This window comes from Pseudomonas sp. S31 (genome assembly GCF_016648105.1).
GTDB lineage: Bacteria > Pseudomonadota > Gammaproteobacteria > Pseudomonadales > Pseudomonadaceae > Aquipseudomonas.
In genome coordinates this window covers 1-15,578 of record NZ_JACVVE010000070.1, presented here as the reverse complement: position 1 = coordinate 15,578, position 15,578 = coordinate 1, and the positions used below count along the sequence as shown (strand labels likewise).

The 15,578-nt window shown below is 58.4% G+C and carries 12 protein-coding genes, 1 tRNA gene and 1 pseudogene; all 14 read right to left on the bottom strand.

Translation table 11 applies throughout. The features are described 5' to 3' along the window. Nucleotides 1-102, bottom strand: a 102-nt coding sequence (locus IAE37_RS28010) for a GTP-binding protein (protein WP_130888304.1), incomplete at its 3' end; no start/stop codon positions are given. A gap of 31 nt (nucleotides 103-133) precedes the next feature. Then, the gene (gene fusA, locus IAE37_RS28005; protein WP_201178693.1) at nucleotides 134-2,278 is read right to left on the bottom strand and encodes an elongation factor G; all 2,145 of its coding nucleotides are present in this window, start codon (nucleotides 2,276-2,278) and stop codon (nucleotides 134-136) included. Between the two features lie 30 nt (nucleotides 2,279-2,308). Continuing rightward, nucleotides 2,309-2,779 (bottom strand): 30S ribosomal protein S7, encoded by a 471-nt coding sequence (gene rpsG, locus IAE37_RS28000; protein WP_003246741.1) that lies wholly within the window; start codon nucleotides 2,777-2,779, stop codon nucleotides 2,309-2,311. Between the two features lie 106 nt (nucleotides 2,780-2,885). Next, on the bottom strand, nucleotides 2,886-3,257 hold the full coding sequence (gene rpsL / locus IAE37_RS27995; RefSeq protein WP_003255492.1) for a 30S ribosomal protein S12: 372 nt from the start codon (nucleotides 3,255-3,257) through the stop codon (nucleotides 2,886-2,888). A gap of 208 nt (nucleotides 3,258-3,465) precedes the next feature. Beyond that, nucleotides 3,466-7,665, bottom strand: coding sequence for a DNA-directed RNA polymerase subunit beta' (gene rpoC, locus IAE37_RS27990; RefSeq protein WP_201178692.1), 4,200 nt, complete (start codon nucleotides 7,663-7,665; stop codon nucleotides 3,466-3,468). Nucleotides 7,666-7,729: 64 nt separating this feature from the next. Continuing rightward, entirely contained in the window at nucleotides 7,730-11,803 is a 4,074-nt protein-coding gene (rpoB, locus tag IAE37_RS27985; RefSeq protein ID WP_201178691.1) for a DNA-directed RNA polymerase subunit beta, read from the bottom strand. A 220-nt stretch (nucleotides 11,804-12,023) separates the two neighbouring features. Then, the gene (rplL, locus tag IAE37_RS27980; RefSeq protein ID WP_003255496.1) at nucleotides 12,024-12,389 is read right to left on the bottom strand and encodes a 50S ribosomal protein L7/L12; all 366 of its coding nucleotides are present in this window, start codon (nucleotides 12,387-12,389) and stop codon (nucleotides 12,024-12,026) included. A 77-nt stretch (nucleotides 12,390-12,466) separates the two neighbouring features. Next, nucleotides 12,467-12,967, bottom strand: coding sequence for a 50S ribosomal protein L10 (gene rplJ / locus IAE37_RS27975; RefSeq protein WP_136912671.1), 501 nt, complete (start codon nucleotides 12,965-12,967; stop codon nucleotides 12,467-12,469). Between the two features lie 197 nt (nucleotides 12,968-13,164). Next, the gene (rplA, locus tag IAE37_RS27970; RefSeq protein WP_103448758.1) at nucleotides 13,165-13,860 is read right to left on the bottom strand and encodes a 50S ribosomal protein L1; all 696 of its coding nucleotides are present in this window, start codon (nucleotides 13,858-13,860) and stop codon (nucleotides 13,165-13,167) included. After that, nucleotides 13,860-14,291: a 50S ribosomal protein L11 gene (gene rplK, locus IAE37_RS27965; RefSeq protein WP_084859380.1), complete on the bottom strand. Its 432-nt coding sequence runs from the start codon at nucleotides 14,289-14,291 to the stop codon at nucleotides 13,860-13,862. The genes rplA and rplK overlap by 1 nt, the downstream gene beginning before the upstream one ends. A gap of 119 nt (nucleotides 14,292-14,410) precedes the next feature. After that, nucleotides 14,411-14,944 carry a transcription termination/antitermination protein NusG gene (gene nusG / locus IAE37_RS27960; RefSeq protein ID WP_003255501.1) on the bottom strand — a complete coding sequence of 178 codons (534 nt, stop codon included), beginning with the start codon at nucleotides 14,942-14,944 and terminating at the stop codon, nucleotides 14,411-14,413. A 9-nt stretch (nucleotides 14,945-14,953) separates the two neighbouring features. Continuing rightward, a complete protein-coding gene (gene secE / locus IAE37_RS27955) occupies nucleotides 14,954-15,322 on the bottom strand; it encodes a preprotein translocase subunit SecE (RefSeq protein WP_003257081.1) in 369 nt (122 codons plus the stop codon). Nucleotides 15,323-15,366: 44 nt separating this feature from the next. After that, nucleotides 15,367-15,442: transfer RNA gene (locus IAE37_RS27950), tRNA-Trp, on the bottom strand. 54 nt (nucleotides 15,443-15,496) lie between these two features. Then, a pseudogene (locus IAE37_RS27945) lies at nucleotides 15,497-15,578 on the bottom strand (hypothetical protein); the annotation flags it as partial.

Below are 15,578 nucleotides of genomic sequence, written 5' to 3'. Positions count from 1 at the left end.
GCGAGTCAGAGCTGCGGTCAGAGTGGTCTTACCGTGGTCAACGTGGCCGATGGTGCCGACGTTGACGTGAGGAAGGGAACGATCAAATTTTTCTTTAGCCACGACAGTGAACTCCTAGCCTAAAGGGGCTGAATCAGCCTTGTTTTTTAATGAGAGCTTCGACGATGTTCGACGGAGCTTCCGCGTATTTGGAGAATTCCATGGAGTAGCTTGCGCGACCCTGAGACATGGAACGAACGTCGGTTGCGTAACCGAACATTTCACCCAGCGGAACTTCAGCGCGGACGACACGGCCAGAGACCGACTCATCCATACCCTGTACCAGACCACGACGACGGTTCAGGTCACCCATCACGTCACCCAGGTAGTCTTCCGGGGTTACAACTTCGACCTTCATGATCGGCTCGAGAACCACGCCGCCGCCCTTGGTGGCCAGCTGCTTGGTTGCCATCGAAGCAGCGATCTTGAACGCCATTTCGTTGGAGTCGACGTCGTGGTACGAACCGTCGAATACCGTGGCCTTCAGGCCGATCAGAGGATAACCGGCGACAACGCCGTTTTTCATCTGCTCTTCGATACCCTTCTGGATCGGGGCGATGAATTCCTTAGGAATCACACCACCAACGACTTCGTTGGTGAACACCAGACCTTCGGTGATGTTGCCTTTCTCGTCGACTTCCGGCTCCGAGAAACGGATCCAGCAGTGACCGAACTGACCACGACCACCCGACTGACGAACGAATTTACCTTCGATCTCAACGTTGGACTTGGTGATCTTCTCGCGGTACGAAACCTGCGGCTTGCCGATGTTGGCCTCGACGTTGAACTCGCGCTTCATGCGGTCAACGAGGATGTCCAGGTGCAGCTCACCCATACCGGAGATGATGGTCTGGCCGGTTTCTTCGTCGGTCTTGACGCGGAACGACGGGTCTTCCTGGGCCAGCTTGCCCAGTGCAATACCCATCTTCTCCTGGTCAGCCTTGGTTTTCGGCTCGACGGAGAGCGAAATAACCGGCTCAGGGAAGTCCATGCGCTCGAGGATGATTGGCTTCTCGATGTTGCACAGGGTTTCGCCCGTGGTCACATCTTTCATGCCGATCAGAGCCGCGATGTCGCCAGCGCGCACTTCCTTGATCTCTTCACGCTGGTTGGCGTGCATCTGCACCATACGACCAACGCGCTCTTTCTTGCCCTTGACCGAGTTGATGACCGAGTCACCGGAGGCCAGAACACCCGAGTAGACGCGAACGAAGGTCAGAGTACCTACGAACGGGTCAGTCGCGATCTTGAACGCCAGAGCCGAGAACGGCTCGTCGTCGTCTGCGTGACGCTCGTCCTTACGAACGGCCGGGTCTTCTTTGTCCAGCTCTTTGTCGTCCGGGTTGATACCCTGGATTGCAGGGATCTCGGTCGGAGCAGGCAGGAACTCGATGACGGCGTCGAGAACCAGGGGAACACCCTTGTTCTTGAACGACGAACCGCAGACAGCCGGAACGATCTCGCTGGCCAGGGTGCGCGCGCGCAGGCCTGCCTTGATCTCTTCGACGGTCAGCTCACCTTCTTCAAGGTACTTGTTCATCAGTTCTTCGTTGGCTTCAGCGGCGGCTTCAACCATGTTGTTGCGCCACTCTTGGGCCAACTCGAGCATATCCGCAGGAATTTCTTCCTCACGGTAGGTAGTGCCCTTGTCGTCGTCGTTCCAGTAGATAGCCTTCATCTTGATCAGGTCGACCTGACCCTGGAAGTTATCTTCGGCACCGATGGCCAGCTGGATCGGAACCGGGGTGTGACCCAGACGGTTCTTGATCTGACCTACGACGCGCAGGAAGTTGGCACCAGCACGGTCCATCTTGTTCACGTAGACAACACGTGGAACGCCGTACTTGTTGGCCTGACGCCATACGGTTTCGGACTGCGGCTCAACGCCGGAGGTACCGCAGAACACAACGACCGCGCCGTCGAGTACGCGCAGCGAACGCTCTACTTCGATGGTGAAGTCAACGTGGCCGGGGGTATCGATGACGTTTACACGGTAGTTGTCATACTGACCAACGGAACCTTTCCAGAAGGTGGTAACGGCAGCGGAGGTAATGGTGATACCGCGCTCCTGCTCCTGCACCATCCAGTCGGTGGTCGCGGCGCCATCATGCACCTCGCCCATCTTGTGGCTCAGACCTGTGTAGAACAGGATCCGCTCGGTAGTGGTAGTCTTGCCCGCGTCAACGTGAGCACAGATACCGATGTTACGGTAGCGGTTAATTGCTGTAGTACGAGCCATAAAGCCCTCGCAAAATGATTGATGCTTGAATTAGAAGCGGTAGTGCGAGAACGCTTTGTTGGCTTCAGCCATACGGTGCACGTCTTCACGCTTCTTGACTGCAGCACCTTTGCCTTCGGCAGCATCCAGCAGTTCGCCGGCCAGGCGCAGAGCCATCGACTTCTCGCCGCGCTTGCGGGCGTAGTCTACGAGCCAGCGCATTGCCAGAGCGTTACGACGGGATGGACGAACTTCAACCGGAACCTGGTAAGTGGCACCGCCGACACGGCGGGACTTTACTTCGACCAGCGGAGCGATGGCGTCGAGAGCTTTCTCGAAGATTTCCAGGGGGTCGCTGTTCTTGCGTGCTTTGACGGTATCCAGGGCACCGTAAACGATGCGCTCGGCTACAGCCTTCTTGCCGCTTTCCATCACGTGGTTCATGAACTTGGCGAGGATTTGGGATCCGTATTTAGGATCGTCCAGAATCTCACGTTTTGCTGCTACACGACGTCTTGGCATGATAAGCCCTCAAACGGTCTTCAGGTTAGCCCGGGACGTGGGTCTTCGACCCCTGCCCGACCTTACTCTTATCGACTCAAAAAAATGGAAGTCTGCAAACGGCCGATTACTTCGGACGCTTGGTACCGTACTTCGAACGACCCTGGTTACGGCCTTTGACGCCCGAAGTATCCAGAGAGCCGCGAACGGTGTGGTAACGAACACCTGGCAAGTCTTTTACACGGCCGCCACGGATCAGGACGACGCTGTGCTCTTGCAGGTTGTGGCCTTCACCGCCGATGTACGAGGAAACCTCGAAACCGTTGGTCAGACGCACACGGCATACTTTACGCAGTGCCGAGTTAGGTTTTTTCGGCGTGGTGGTGTACACACGGGTGCACACGCCACGACGTTGCGGGCAGTTCTGCAGCGCAGGAACGTCGGACTTTTCGACCGAACGCTTACGCGGCTGACGTACCAGCTGGTTGATAGTTGCCATCTACTAGCTCCACTGATTGTCTTGCGACGCTATTGTCTTGCAAGAAAGCCAAAAATTGGCGAGACGGAGTCCCACCAAATTTAAGGGTACAAAAGTCTAAAGAGGATCTTGCACCCAGTCAAGACAAGGCCCCGCCCCCTCCTGCCCGATCATCGGCAACATTGGCTGCCGCCGCGATCGGGAGGAAGGGCCGGGGCCCTACCCTTACTTAGTTACCGCTGGAGTTCAGCGCTTCGGTCAGTGCGGCTTCCACCTCACTGGCGCTCACACGCAGCGGCTTGTCGGCATCACGGCGACGCTTGCGCTCGCTGTGGTAGGCCAGACCGGTACCTGCCGGGATCAGACGACCCACGACCACGTTCTCCTTCAGGCCGCGCAGGTAGTCGCGCTTGCCGGTTACCGCCGCTTCGGTCAGTACGCGGGTGGTTTCCTGGAAGGAAGCCGCGGAGATGAACGACTCGGTCGACAGCGAGGCCTTGGTGATACCCAGCAGCACACGGGTGAACTTGGAGATGAACTTGTCCTCGGCGGCGAGACGCTCGTTCTCTACCAGTACCTGGGTCAGTTCCATCTGGTCGCCCTTGATGAAGCTGGAATCGCCCGACTCGGAGATCTCGACCTTGCGCAGCATCTGACGCAGGATGGTCTCGATGTGCTTGTCGTTGATCTTCACGCCTTGCAGACGGTAAACGTCCTGGATCTCGTTGACGATGTACTTCGCCAGCGCGCTCACACCCAGCAGACGCAGGATGTCGTGCGGATCGCTCGGGCCGTCGGAGATGACTTCGCCGCGGTTTACCTGCTCGCCTTCGAAGACGTTCAGGTGACGCCACTTCGGAATCAGCTCTTCGTACGGATCGCTACCGTCGGTCGGGGTGATGACCAGACGACGCTTGCCCTTGGTCTCCTTGCCGAACGCGATGGTGCCGCTGACTTCAGCCAGGATCGAGGCTTCTTTCGGACGACGCGCTTCGAACAGGTCGGCAACGCGTGGCAGACCACCGGTGATGTCACGGGTCTTCGACGTTTCTTGCGGGATACGCGCGATAACGTCACCAACACCGATCTGGGCACCGTCAGCAACACCAACCAGGGCGTTGGCCGGCAGGAAGTACTGGGCAGGTACATCGGTACCTGGCAGGTACAGGTCCTTGCCAGCAGCATCGACCATCTTGATCGCCGGACGGATTTCCTTGCCTGCGGCAGGGCGATCCTTGACGTCCATCACTTCGATGTTGGTCAGGCCGGTCAGTTCGTCGGTCTGACGCTTGATGGTGATGTTTTCTTCCATGCCCACGAAGGTCACGGTACCTTTCAGCTCGGTAACGATCGGGTGGGTGTGCGGGTCCCACTTGGCGACGATGGCGCCAGCTTCGACCTTTTCACCTTCCTTGACCGAAATCACTGCACCGTAAGGCAGTTTGTAGCGCTCACGCTCACGACCGAATTCGTCGGCAATGGCCAGCTCGCCGGAACGCGATACGGCAACCAGGTTGCCATCGGCACGCTCTACCTGCTTCAGGTTATGCAGACGCACCATACCGCCGTTCTTCACCTGGACGCTGTCGGCAGCCGAGGTACGGCTTGCAGCACCACCGATGTGGAACGTACGCATGGTCAGCTGGGTACCCGGCTCACCGATCGACTGGGCAGCGATAACGCCGACCGCTTCACCGATGTTCACCTGGTGGCCACGCGCCAGGTCTCGACCGTAGCACTTGGCGCAGATGCCGTAGCGGGTTTCGCAGCTGATCGGGGAACGCACGACGACTTCGTCGATGCTGTTCAGCTCGATGAACTCGACCCACTGCTCGTCGACCAGGGTACCGGCCGGAACGATAACGTCCTCGGTGCCTGGCTTGAAGACGTCGCGAGCGATGACACGACCCAGTACGCGTTCACCCAGCGGCTCGACAACGTCGCCGCCTTCGATGTGCGGGGTCATCAGCAGACCCTGGTCGGTGCCGCAATCGATCTCGGTCACGACCAGATCCTGCGCCACGTCTACCAGACGACGGGTCAGGTAACCGGAGTTCGCGGTCTTCAATGCGGTATCCGCCAGACCCTTACGAGCACCGTGAGTCGAGATGAAGTACTGAAGTACGCTCAGACCTTCACGGAAGTTCGCAGTGATCGGCGTCTCGATGATCGAGCCGTCCGGCTTGGCCATCAGGCCACGCATACCGGCCAGCTGACGGATCTGGGCTGCGGAACCCCGCGCACCGGAGTCCGCCATCATGTACATCGAGTTGAAGGACTCTTGGTCGACTTCATTGCCTTCGCGGTCGATGACCTTCTCTTTCGAGAGGTTGGCCATCATCGCCTTGGACACTTCGTCGTTCGCCTTCGACCACAAGTCGATGACCTTGTTGTACTTCTCGCCCTGGGTTACCAGGCCGGAAGCGTACTGGCTTTCGATTTCCTTCACTTCATCGGTAGCGCTGTTGATGATGCGCGCTTTCTCATCAGGGATGACAAAGTCGTTCACACCAATGGACACGCCAGAGATGGTGGAATAAGCGAAACCGGTGTACATCAACTGGTCGGCGAAGATGACGGTTTCCTTCAGACCCACCACGCGATAGCACTGGTTGATCAGCTTGGAGATCGCCTTCTTCTTCATCGGCTGGTTGACCACGTCGTACGGCAGGCCTGCCGGTACAACCTGGAACAGCAGTGCACGGCCCACGGTGGTGTCGACGATGCGGGTGTTCTTGGTGACGCTACCATCGCGATCTTTCACGGTTTCGTTGATACGAACCTTGATTTTCGCGTGCAGGGCAGCCTCGCCGGCGCGGAATACGCGGTCGACTTCCTGCAGGTCAGCGAACACGCGACCTTCGCCCTTGGCGTTGATGGCTTCACGGGTCATGTAGTACAGACCCAGTACAACGTCCTGCGAAGGAACGATGATCGGCTCACCGTTGGCTGGCGACAGGATGTTGTTGGTCGACATCATCAGCGCGCGCGCTTCGAGCTGGGCTTCCAGCGTCAGCGGCACGTGAACGGCCATCTGGTCACCGTCGAAGTCGGCGTTGTACGCGGCGCAGACCAGCGGGTGCAGCTGGATAGCCTTACCTTCGATCAGTACCGGCTCGAATGCCTGGATACCCAGACGGTGCAGGGTTGGTGCACGGTTGAGCAGTACGGGGTGTTCGCGGATCACCTCGGCGAGCACGTCCCACACCTCCGGCAGCTCGCGCTCGACCATCTTCTTGGCAGCCTTGATGGTGGTCGCCAGACCACGCATTTCCAGCTTGCCGAAAATGAACGGTTTGAACAGCTCGAGAGCCATCTTCTTCGGCAGACCGCACTGGTGCAGACGCAGGGTCGGACCTACGGTAATTACCGAACGGCCAGAGTAGTCGACACGCTTGCCGAGCAAGTTCTGACGGAAGCGACCTTGCTTACCTTTGATCATGTCGGCCAGGGACTTCAGCGGACGCTTGTTCGAGCCAGTGATGGCGCGACCGCGACGGCCGTTGTCCAGCAGGGCGTCGACCGCTTCCTGCAGCATGCGCTTTTCGTTGCGCACGATGATGTCCGGCGCCGACAGATCGAGCAGGCGCTTCAGACGGTTGTTACGGTTGATCACCCGACGATACAGGTCGTTCAGGTCGGAGGTCGCGAAGCGGCCACCATCCAGCGGTACCAGCGGACGCAGGTCCGGCGGCAGCACTGGCAGGACGGTCAGGACCATCCACTCAGGCAGGTTGCCCGAGCCCTGGAAAGCTTCCATCAGCTTCAGGCGCTTGGACAGCTTCTTGATCTTGGTTTCCGAGTTGGTCTGCGGGATTTCTTCGCGCAGGCGACCGATCTCGTGCTCCAGGTCGATAGCGTGCAGCAGCTCGCGGACGGCCTCGGCACCCATGCGGGCATCGAAGTCGTCACCGAACTCTTCCAGCGCTTCGAAGTACTGCTCGTCGTTCAGCAGCTGACCCTTCTCGAGGGTGGTCATGCCCGGGTCGATCACGACGTAGCTCTCGAAGTAGAGCACGCGCTCGATATCACGCAGGGTCATGTCCATCAGCAGGCCGATACGGGACGGCAGCGACTTCAGGAACCAGATGTGGGCAACCGGCGAGGCCAGTTCGATGTGCGCCATGCGCTCACGACGAACCTTGGCCAGGGCGACTTCAACGCCGCACTTCTCGCAGATCACACCGCGGTGCTTGAGGCGCTTGTACTTGCCGCACAGGCACTCGTAGTCCTTGACTGGGCCAAAGATCTTGGCGCAGAACAGGCCGTCACGCTCAGGCTTGAACGTACGGTAGTTGATGGTTTCCGGCTTCTTAACTTCACCGAACGACCACGAACGGATCATTTCAGGCGACGCCAGACCGATGCGGATGGCGTCGAACTCTTCGACTTGACCCTGGTTTTTCAGCAGATTCAGTAGGTCTTTCAAGGCCTTTCCTCCTGGCGGAGCAGGAAGCGGGCATTACCTGCCCCGCTCCCCTTCGCGTCACGTGTTATTCGGTTTCCAGATCGATATCGATACCGAGCGAACGGATCTCTTTGATCAACACGTTGAAGGACTCGGGCATGCCCGGCTCCATACGGTGATCGCCATCCACGATGTTCTTGTACATCTTGGTACGGCCGTTCACGTCGTCCGACTTCACTGTGAGCATTTCTTGCAGGGTGTATGCCGCGCCGTATGCTTCCAGCGCCCACACTTCCATCTCCCCGAAACGCTGACCACCGAACTGCGCCTTACCACCCAGCGGCTGCTGGGTAACCAGGCTGTAGGAACCAGTGGAACGCGCGTGCATCTTGTCGTCCACCAAGTGGTTCAGCTTGAGCATGTACATGTAACCAACGGTCACAGGACGCTCGAACTTGTTGCCGGTACGACCATCGAACAGCTGCATCTGGCCGCTTTCCGGCAGGTCCGCGAGCTTCAGCATGGCCTTGATCTCACGCTCCTTGGCACCGTCGAAGACTGGAGTGGCCATAGGCACGCCTTTCTTCAGGTTGTTGGCCAGAGCGATGATCTCTTCGTCGGTGAACTCTTCCAGCTTCTCCTGACGACCACCGATCTCGTTGTAGATCTCGGTGAGGAAGGTACGCAGCTCAGCGACTTTGCGCTGCTCTTCGATCATGCGGTCGATCTTCTCGCCCAGACCCTTGGCCGCAAGGCCCAGGTGGGTTTCGAGGATCTGACCAACGTTCATACGCGAAGGTACGCCCAGCGGGTTCAGTACGACGTCGACCGGAGTACCGTTGGCGTCGTGCGGCATGTCTTCGACCGGCATGATCACCGAGACGACACCCTTGTTACCGTGACGACCGGCCATCTTGTCACCCGGCTGGATGCGACGGCGGATGGCCAGGTAGACCTTGACGATCTTCAGTACGCCCGGTGCCAGGTCATCGCCCTGCTGCAGCTTGCGCTTCTTGTCTTCGAACTTGTCGTCCAGCAGGCGACGGCGATCGACGATGTACTGCTGAGCCTTTTCCAGCTGCTCGTTCAGTGCATCTTCGGCCATGCGCAGTTTGAACCACTGGCCGTGCTCCAGACCGCCCAGGACTTCGTCGTTGATCACGGTGCCTTTCTTCAGGCCCGCACCACCGTCGACCACCTGGCCGTTCAGGGCTGCACGCAGACGCTCGAAGGTTGCACCTTCGACGATGCGGAACTCTTCGTTGAGGTCCTTGCGGATCTCGTCCAGCTGCATCTTCTCGATGGCCAGGGCGCGGCTGTCGCGCTCGACGCCGTCACGGGTGAAGACCTGTACGTCGATGACGGTACCCTTGGTGCCGGTCGGCACGCGCAGGGAGGTGTCCTTAACGTCGCTGGCCTTCTCACCGAAGATCGCGCGCAGCAGTTTTTCTTCCGGAGTCAGCTGGGTTTCGCCTTTTGGCGTGACCTTGCCGACCAGGATGTCGCCAGCGCCGACTTCGGCACCCACGTAGACGATACCGGCTTCGTCCAGCTTGTTCAGCGCAGCTTCACCCACGTTCGGGATGTCCGCGGTGATTTCCTCTGGGCCAAGCTTGGTGTCACGGGCCACACAGGTCAGTTCCTGGATGTGGATCGTGGTGAAGCGGTCTTCCTGAACCACGCGCTCGGACAGGCAGATGGAGTCTTCGAAGTTGAAGCCGTTCCAGGCCATGAACGCGATGCGCATGTTCTGACCCAGTGCCAGTTCACCCATGTCGGTGGACGGGCCGTCGGCCATGATGTCGCTGCGCTGGACCTTGTCACCCTTGCTGACCAGCGGACGCTGGTTGATGCAGGTGTTCTGGTTCGAACGGGTGTACTTGGTCAGGTTGTAGATATCCACACCTGCTTCGCCGGTCTCGACTTCGTCGTCATTGACGCGAACGACGATACGGCTGGCGTCGACCGAGTCGATCACACCACCACGGCGAGCAACCACGCAGACACCGGAGTCACGGGCAACGTTGCGCTCCATGCCGGTACCTACCAGCGGCTTGTCGGCGCGCAGGGTCGGTACAGCCTGACGCTGCATGTTCGAACCCATCAACGCACGGTTGGCGTCGTCGTGCTCGAGGAACGGAATCAGCGAGGCAGCGACGGAAACAACCTGCTTCGGCGAAACGTCCATCAGGGTGACGTCTTCCGGCGCCTTGACGGTGAATTCGTTCAGGTGACGGACCGCAACCAGTTCGTCGATCAGCTGCTTCTTGTCGTTCATCGCGGCCGAAGCCTGGGCGATGACGTGATCGGCTTCTTCGATCGCCGACAGGAACACGATGTCGTCGCTGACCACGCCTTCCTTCACCACGCGGTACGGGCTCTCGAGGAAGCCGTACTGGTTGGTGCGGGCATAGGCTGCCAGGGAGTTGATCAGACCGATGTTCGGACCTTCAGGGGTCTCGATCGGGCACACACGGCCGTAGTGGGTCGGGTGTACGTCACGGACTTCGAAGCCTGCACGCTCACGGGTCAGACCACCTGGGCCGAGTGCCGAGACACGGCGCTTGTGGGTGATCTCGGAGAGCGGGTTGTTCTGGTCCATGAACTGCGAGAGCTGGCTGGAACCGAAGAACTCTTTCACCGCCGCCGCTACCGGCTTGGCGTTGATCAGATCCTGCGGCATCAGGCCTTCGCTTTCGGCCATCGACAGACGCTCCTTGACCGCACGCTCGACGCGCACCAGGCCAACGCGGAACTGGTTCTCGGCCATCTCGCCCACGCAACGTACGCGACGGTTACCCAGGTGGTCGATATCATCGACGATACCTTTGCCGTTACGGATGTCGACCAGGGTCTTGAGGACCTCGACGATGTCTTCCTTGCTCAGCACGCCCGAACCTTCGATCTCGGTACGACCGATACGACGGTTGAACTTCATGCGGCCAACGGCGGACAGGTCGTAACGCTCGGCGCTGAAGAACAGGTTGTTGAACAGGGTCTCGGCGGCATCCTTGGTTGGCGGCTCGCCTGGACGCATCATGCGATAGATCTCGACCAGGGCTTCCAGCTGGTTGCTGGTGGTGTCGATCTTCAGGGTGTCCGAGATGAACGGACCGCAGTCGATATCGTTGGTGTACAGGGTCTCGATGCGGACGACCTGCGCCTTGGCGATCTTGATCAGCAGCTCGGTGGTCAGCTCGGTGTTGCACTCGGCCAGGATCTCGCCGGTGGCCGGATGCACGATGGCCTTGGCGGTGGTGCGACCCAGCACGTACTCCATCGGCACGTCCAGCTGGTTGACGCCAGCCTTCTCGAGCTGATTGATGTGGCGCGCAGTGATACGGCGACCCTGCTCGACGATGACCTTGCCGCTACCGTCATGGATGTCCATGACCGCGACTTCACCACGCAGACGCTGAGGTACCAGTTCCAGGCTCAGCTTTTCGCCGGAAATGTGGAACACGTTGGTGGTGTAGAAGGTGTTCAGGACTTCTTCGGTGCTGTAGCCCAGCGCGCGCAGCAGTACCGAGGCCGGCAGTTTGCGGCGACGGTCGATACGGACGAACACGCAGTCCTTCGGGTCGAACTCGAAGTCCAGCCACGAACCGCGGTAAGGAATGATGCGAGCGGAGTACAGCAGCTTGCCCGAGCTGTGGGTCTTGCCACGGTCGTGGTCGAAGAACACACCTGGCGAACGGTGCAGCTGGGAAACGATCACACGTTCGGTACCGTTGATAACGAAGGTACCGTTTTCAGTCATCAGGGGGATTTCACCCATGTAGACTTCTTGCTCTTTGATGTCCTTGATCGCTTTGTTCGACGATTCCTTGTCGAAGATGATCAGGCGCACCTTGACCCGCAGTGGGACCGCGAAGGTCACGCCACGCAGGACACATTCCTTCACATCGAAGGCGGGTTCGCCCAGGCGATAGCCTACGTACTCCAGGGCAGCATTGCCGGAGTAGCTGATGATCGGGAATACCGACTTGAAGGCCGCGTGCAGGCCGACGTCACGGAACTGATCCTTGGATGCTCCCGCTTGCAGGAATTCGCGATACGAATCCAGCTGGATGGCCAAAAGGTATGGCACATCCATGACGTCCGGCAACTTGCTAAAGTCCTTGCGGATACGTTTTTTCTCAGTGTATGAGTAAGCCATCAGCGTTCCCCAGCTTGGTCACCTGCTTGTTTGGCTTCTCCCGGCGGGAGCAGCCAGAAAATCGTGCAAACCCCTTGGTTTGCGCCACCCACATGGGTGTCTTGCAGCTTGTTATCGGGGCCGGCAGGACCGGCCACCAATAACGGAAAAAGGCCGGTGGCATAAGCCACCAGCCATCAGCCTTTCGCTCAACGCTCAGGCTGGCATCGCAAGGTCGAGATTACTTCAGCTCGACTTTAGCGCCTGCTTCTTCCAGCTTCTTCTTAGCGTCTTCAGCGGCTTCTTTCGAAACGCCTTCAGCTACGACCTGAGGAGCGCCGTCGACTTTCTCTTTGGCTTCTTTCAGGCCCAGACCGGTCAGTTCGCGAACGGCTTTGATCACGTTCACTTTCTTGTCGCCGGCTTCAACCAGAACAACGTTGAACTCGGTCTGCTCTTCAACAACGGCAGCAGCAGCAGCTGGGCCAGCAGCGGCAACAGCAGCGGTAACGCCGAAGGTTTCTTCCATTGCTTTGATCAGCTCAACAACTTCCAGAACGGTTTTCTGGCCGATTGCTTCGATGATTTGCTCGTTAGTCAGGGACATGACTTAAATCCTGTATTGGGGTGACAGCCTACGCAGCCATCAAATTAAACGAATGATTTTGAAAGAGTTTCCGCGCCTTAGGCGGCGGTAGCTTCTTTCTGGTCGCGAATGGCTGCCAGAGTACGAGCCAGCTTGCTGGTGGCGCCTTGGATCACGCTCATCAGTTTCGCAATAGCTTCGTCGCGGGTCGGCAGGGAAGCCAACACGTCGATCTGGTTCGCTGCAATCAGATTGCCATCAAACGCGGCTGCCTTGATCTCGAACTTGTCCTGACCCTTGGCGAACTCTTTGAACAGACGAGCAGCAGCGCCCGGGTGTTCGTTGGAGAAAGCAATCAGGGTCGGGCCTTTGAACGCGTCGTTGAGGATCGAGTACTCGGTGCCTTCAACAGCGCGCTTGAGCAGGGTGTTACGTACGACACGCACGTATACGCCAGCTTCGCGGGCCTCTTTACGGAGTCCGGTCATTGCGCTTACAGTCACACCACGGGCATCGGCCACGACAGCGGACAGAGCGACTTTGGCAGCCTCGTTGACTTCAGCGACGATGGCCTTCTTGTCTTCGAGTTTAATTGCCACGGGTTTACTCCTGGTTTTTACCGTTTCATCTGGCCGAAGCCGGATGTCGTTTTGGTGTCTGATTCGGTAACGAATCGGGAGCACCATCTGCGTGGGCTGGTTTTTTAAGGCTTGCGCCGCCTACGGTCTTGGATAGCCCCCGCCAGGCAGGGACCCCAATTTTTGCTGGCGGCGCGACAAGTCGCGCCGCCATGTTCTTACACGTTCAGCGAGCTCTGATCGATGACCAGACCTGGGCCCATGGTGGTGCTCAGGGTAACACGCTTGACGTAGATACCTTTCGAGGAAGCCGGCTTGATACGCTTCAGGTCAGCGATCAGGGCTTCAACGTTTTCCTTCAGCTTGTCAGCTTCGAAGCCGATCTTGCCAACGGAGGTGTGGATAATACCGTTCTTGTCGGTACGGTAGCGAACCTGACCAGCCTTGGCGTTCTTGACGGCGCCGGCTACGTCTGGGGTCACGGTACCAACTTTCGGGTTAGGCATCAGGCCGCGAGGACCCAGAACCTGACCCAGCTGACCGACAACGCGCATGGCATCAGGCGATGCGATGACGACGTCATAGTTCAGGTCGCCGCCTTTCATTTCGGCAGCCAGATCGTCCATGCCTACACGGTCAGCGCCGGCAGCCAGAGCGGCCTCAGCAGCTGGACCCTGGGTGAACACGGCAACGCGAACGGTCTTGCCAGTGCCGTGTGGCAGCACGGTAGCGCTACGAACGACCTGGTCGGATTTACGCGGGTCAACGCCGAGGTTAACGGCGATGTCGTAGGATTCTACGAATTTGGCAGCCGGAAGCGAAGCCAGCAGAGTTGCGGCTTCTTCGAAGTTGTAGGCCTTGCCTGCTTCGATTTTCTCGGCGATTGCCTTTTGGCGCTTGGTCAGCTTAGCCATTACACACCCTCCACGTTCAGGCCCATGCTGCGGGCAGAGCCAGCGATGGTGCGTACAGCTGCGTCCAGGTCAGCGGCGGTCAGATCAGCCTGTTTAGTCTTGGCGATCTCTTCCAGCTGAGCACGGGTAACGGTACCGACTTTAACGGTGTTCGGACGAGCCGAACCACTGGCCAGGCCAGCAGCTTTCTTCAGCAGAACCGAGGCAGGGGTGCTCTTGGTCTCGAAGGTGAAGCTACGGTCGCTGTAGACAGTGATGATCACTGGAGTCGGCAGACCTGGCTCTTGACCCTGGGTACGGGCGTTGAAGGCCTTGCAGAATTCCATGATGTTCACACCGTGTTGACCCAGTGCTGGACCAACGGGTGGGCTTGGGTTGGCCTGGCCGGCCTTTACTTGCAGCTTGATGTAAGCCTGAATCTTCTTAGCCATGAGCTACTCCAAAATCGGGTACGAACGCCTGTTGGCTCCCCGGATGACTTGCGTTTTATCCCAGTGACGACAAAACCCCGCAGCACACAGGGCTGCGGGGTATGGGATGCTTCGTTCGCCTAGACCTTTTCGACCTGGCTGAACTCGAGCTCCACCGGAGTGGAACGTCCGAAAATGAGCACCGCCACCTGGAGGCGACTCTTTTCGTAGTTAACTTCTTCGACACTACCATTGAAGTCAGCGAACGGACCGTCAATGACTCGAACCACTTCACCCGGCTCGAACAGCGTCTTCGGCTTCGGCTTGTCGCTACCGTCGGCAACGCGACGCAGGATAGCCTCGGCTTCTTTATCGGTGATAGGTGCAGGCTTGTCTGCGGTACCACCAATAAAGCCCATCACACGAGGGGTATCCTTGACCAAGTGCCAGGTCCCTTCGTTCATCTCCATCTGGACCAGTACATAGCCAGGGAAGAATTTACGCTCACTCTTGCGCTTCTGGCCATTGCGCATCTCGACGACTTCTTCGGTCGGAACCAAGATCTCGCCGAAACCGTCTTCCATGCCAGCCAGCTTGACGCGCTCGATCAGGGAGCGCATTACATGCTTCTCGTAACCCGAGTAAGCATGCACAACATACCAACGCTTAGCCACGGGACACCTTTAGCCAACGATCAGGGAGACCGCCCAGCCGAGCAGGGAATCAAGACCCCACAGCAGCAGTGCCATAACCAGCACGACAGCCACGACAATCAGCGTGGTCTGGGTGGTTTCCTGGCGGGTCGGCCACACGACTTTACGGATCTCGGTACGAGCTTCCTTCGCCAGCGCAAAGAACGACTTACCCTTGGCGGTCTGCAAGGCAACGAAGCCCGCGACTGCAGCCAGGACGAGAAGTGCAAGGACGCGATACAGGATTGGAGAGGCGGAGTAATATTGATTACCCACAACACCAACAACCACCAAAGCAACTACAGCCAGCCACTTGAACAGATCAAAACGCGATTCTTGGGCTTCAGTTTTGGGGGTCATCGAGGAGGATCCTGTAAGAAGAAAGCCATCACACCGAGGTGAAATGGCAGGTCAGGAGGGAATCGAACCCCCAACCTACGGTTTTGGAGACCGTCGCTCTGCCAATTGAGCTACTGACCTGTAACGCTGTATCAGGCCGGCCATTATACCGGCCTGATCAAGTAAATCAACTACTTATTCAATAATTTTTGCTACGACACCGGCACCGACGGTACGACCGCCTTCACGGATAGCGAAGCGCAGACCGTCTTCCATT

Bases quoted from the DNA above. Each gene is read 5' to 3' on its own strand.
- fusA (WP_201178693.1), bottom strand. From the start codon at position 2,278: ATGGCTCGTACTACAGCAATTAACCGCTACCGTAACATCGGTATCTGT.
- rpsG (WP_003246741.1), bottom strand. From the start codon at position 2,779: ATGCCAAGACGTCGTGTAGCAGCAAAACGTGAGATTCTGGACGATCCT.
- rpsL (WP_003255492.1), bottom strand. From the start codon at position 3,257: ATGGCAACTATCAACCAGCTGGTACGTCAGCCGCGTAAGCGTTCGGTC.
- rpoB (WP_201178691.1), bottom strand. From the start codon at position 11,803: ATGGCTTACTCATACACTGAGAAAAAACGTATCCGCAAGGACTTTAGC.
- rplL (WP_003255496.1), bottom strand. From the start codon at position 12,389: ATGTCCCTGACTAACGAGCAAATCATCGAAGCAATCGGCCAGAAAACC.
- rplA (WP_103448758.1), bottom strand. From the start codon at position 13,860: ATGGCTAAGCTGACCAAGCGCCAAAAGGCAATCGCCGAGAAAATCGAA.
- rplK (WP_084859380.1), bottom strand. From the start codon at position 14,291: ATGGCTAAGAAGATTCAGGCTTACATCAAGCTGCAAGTAAAGGCCGGC.
- secE (WP_003257081.1), bottom strand. From the start codon at position 15,322: ATGACCCCCAAAACTGAAGCCCAAGAATCGCGTTTTGATCTGTTCAAG.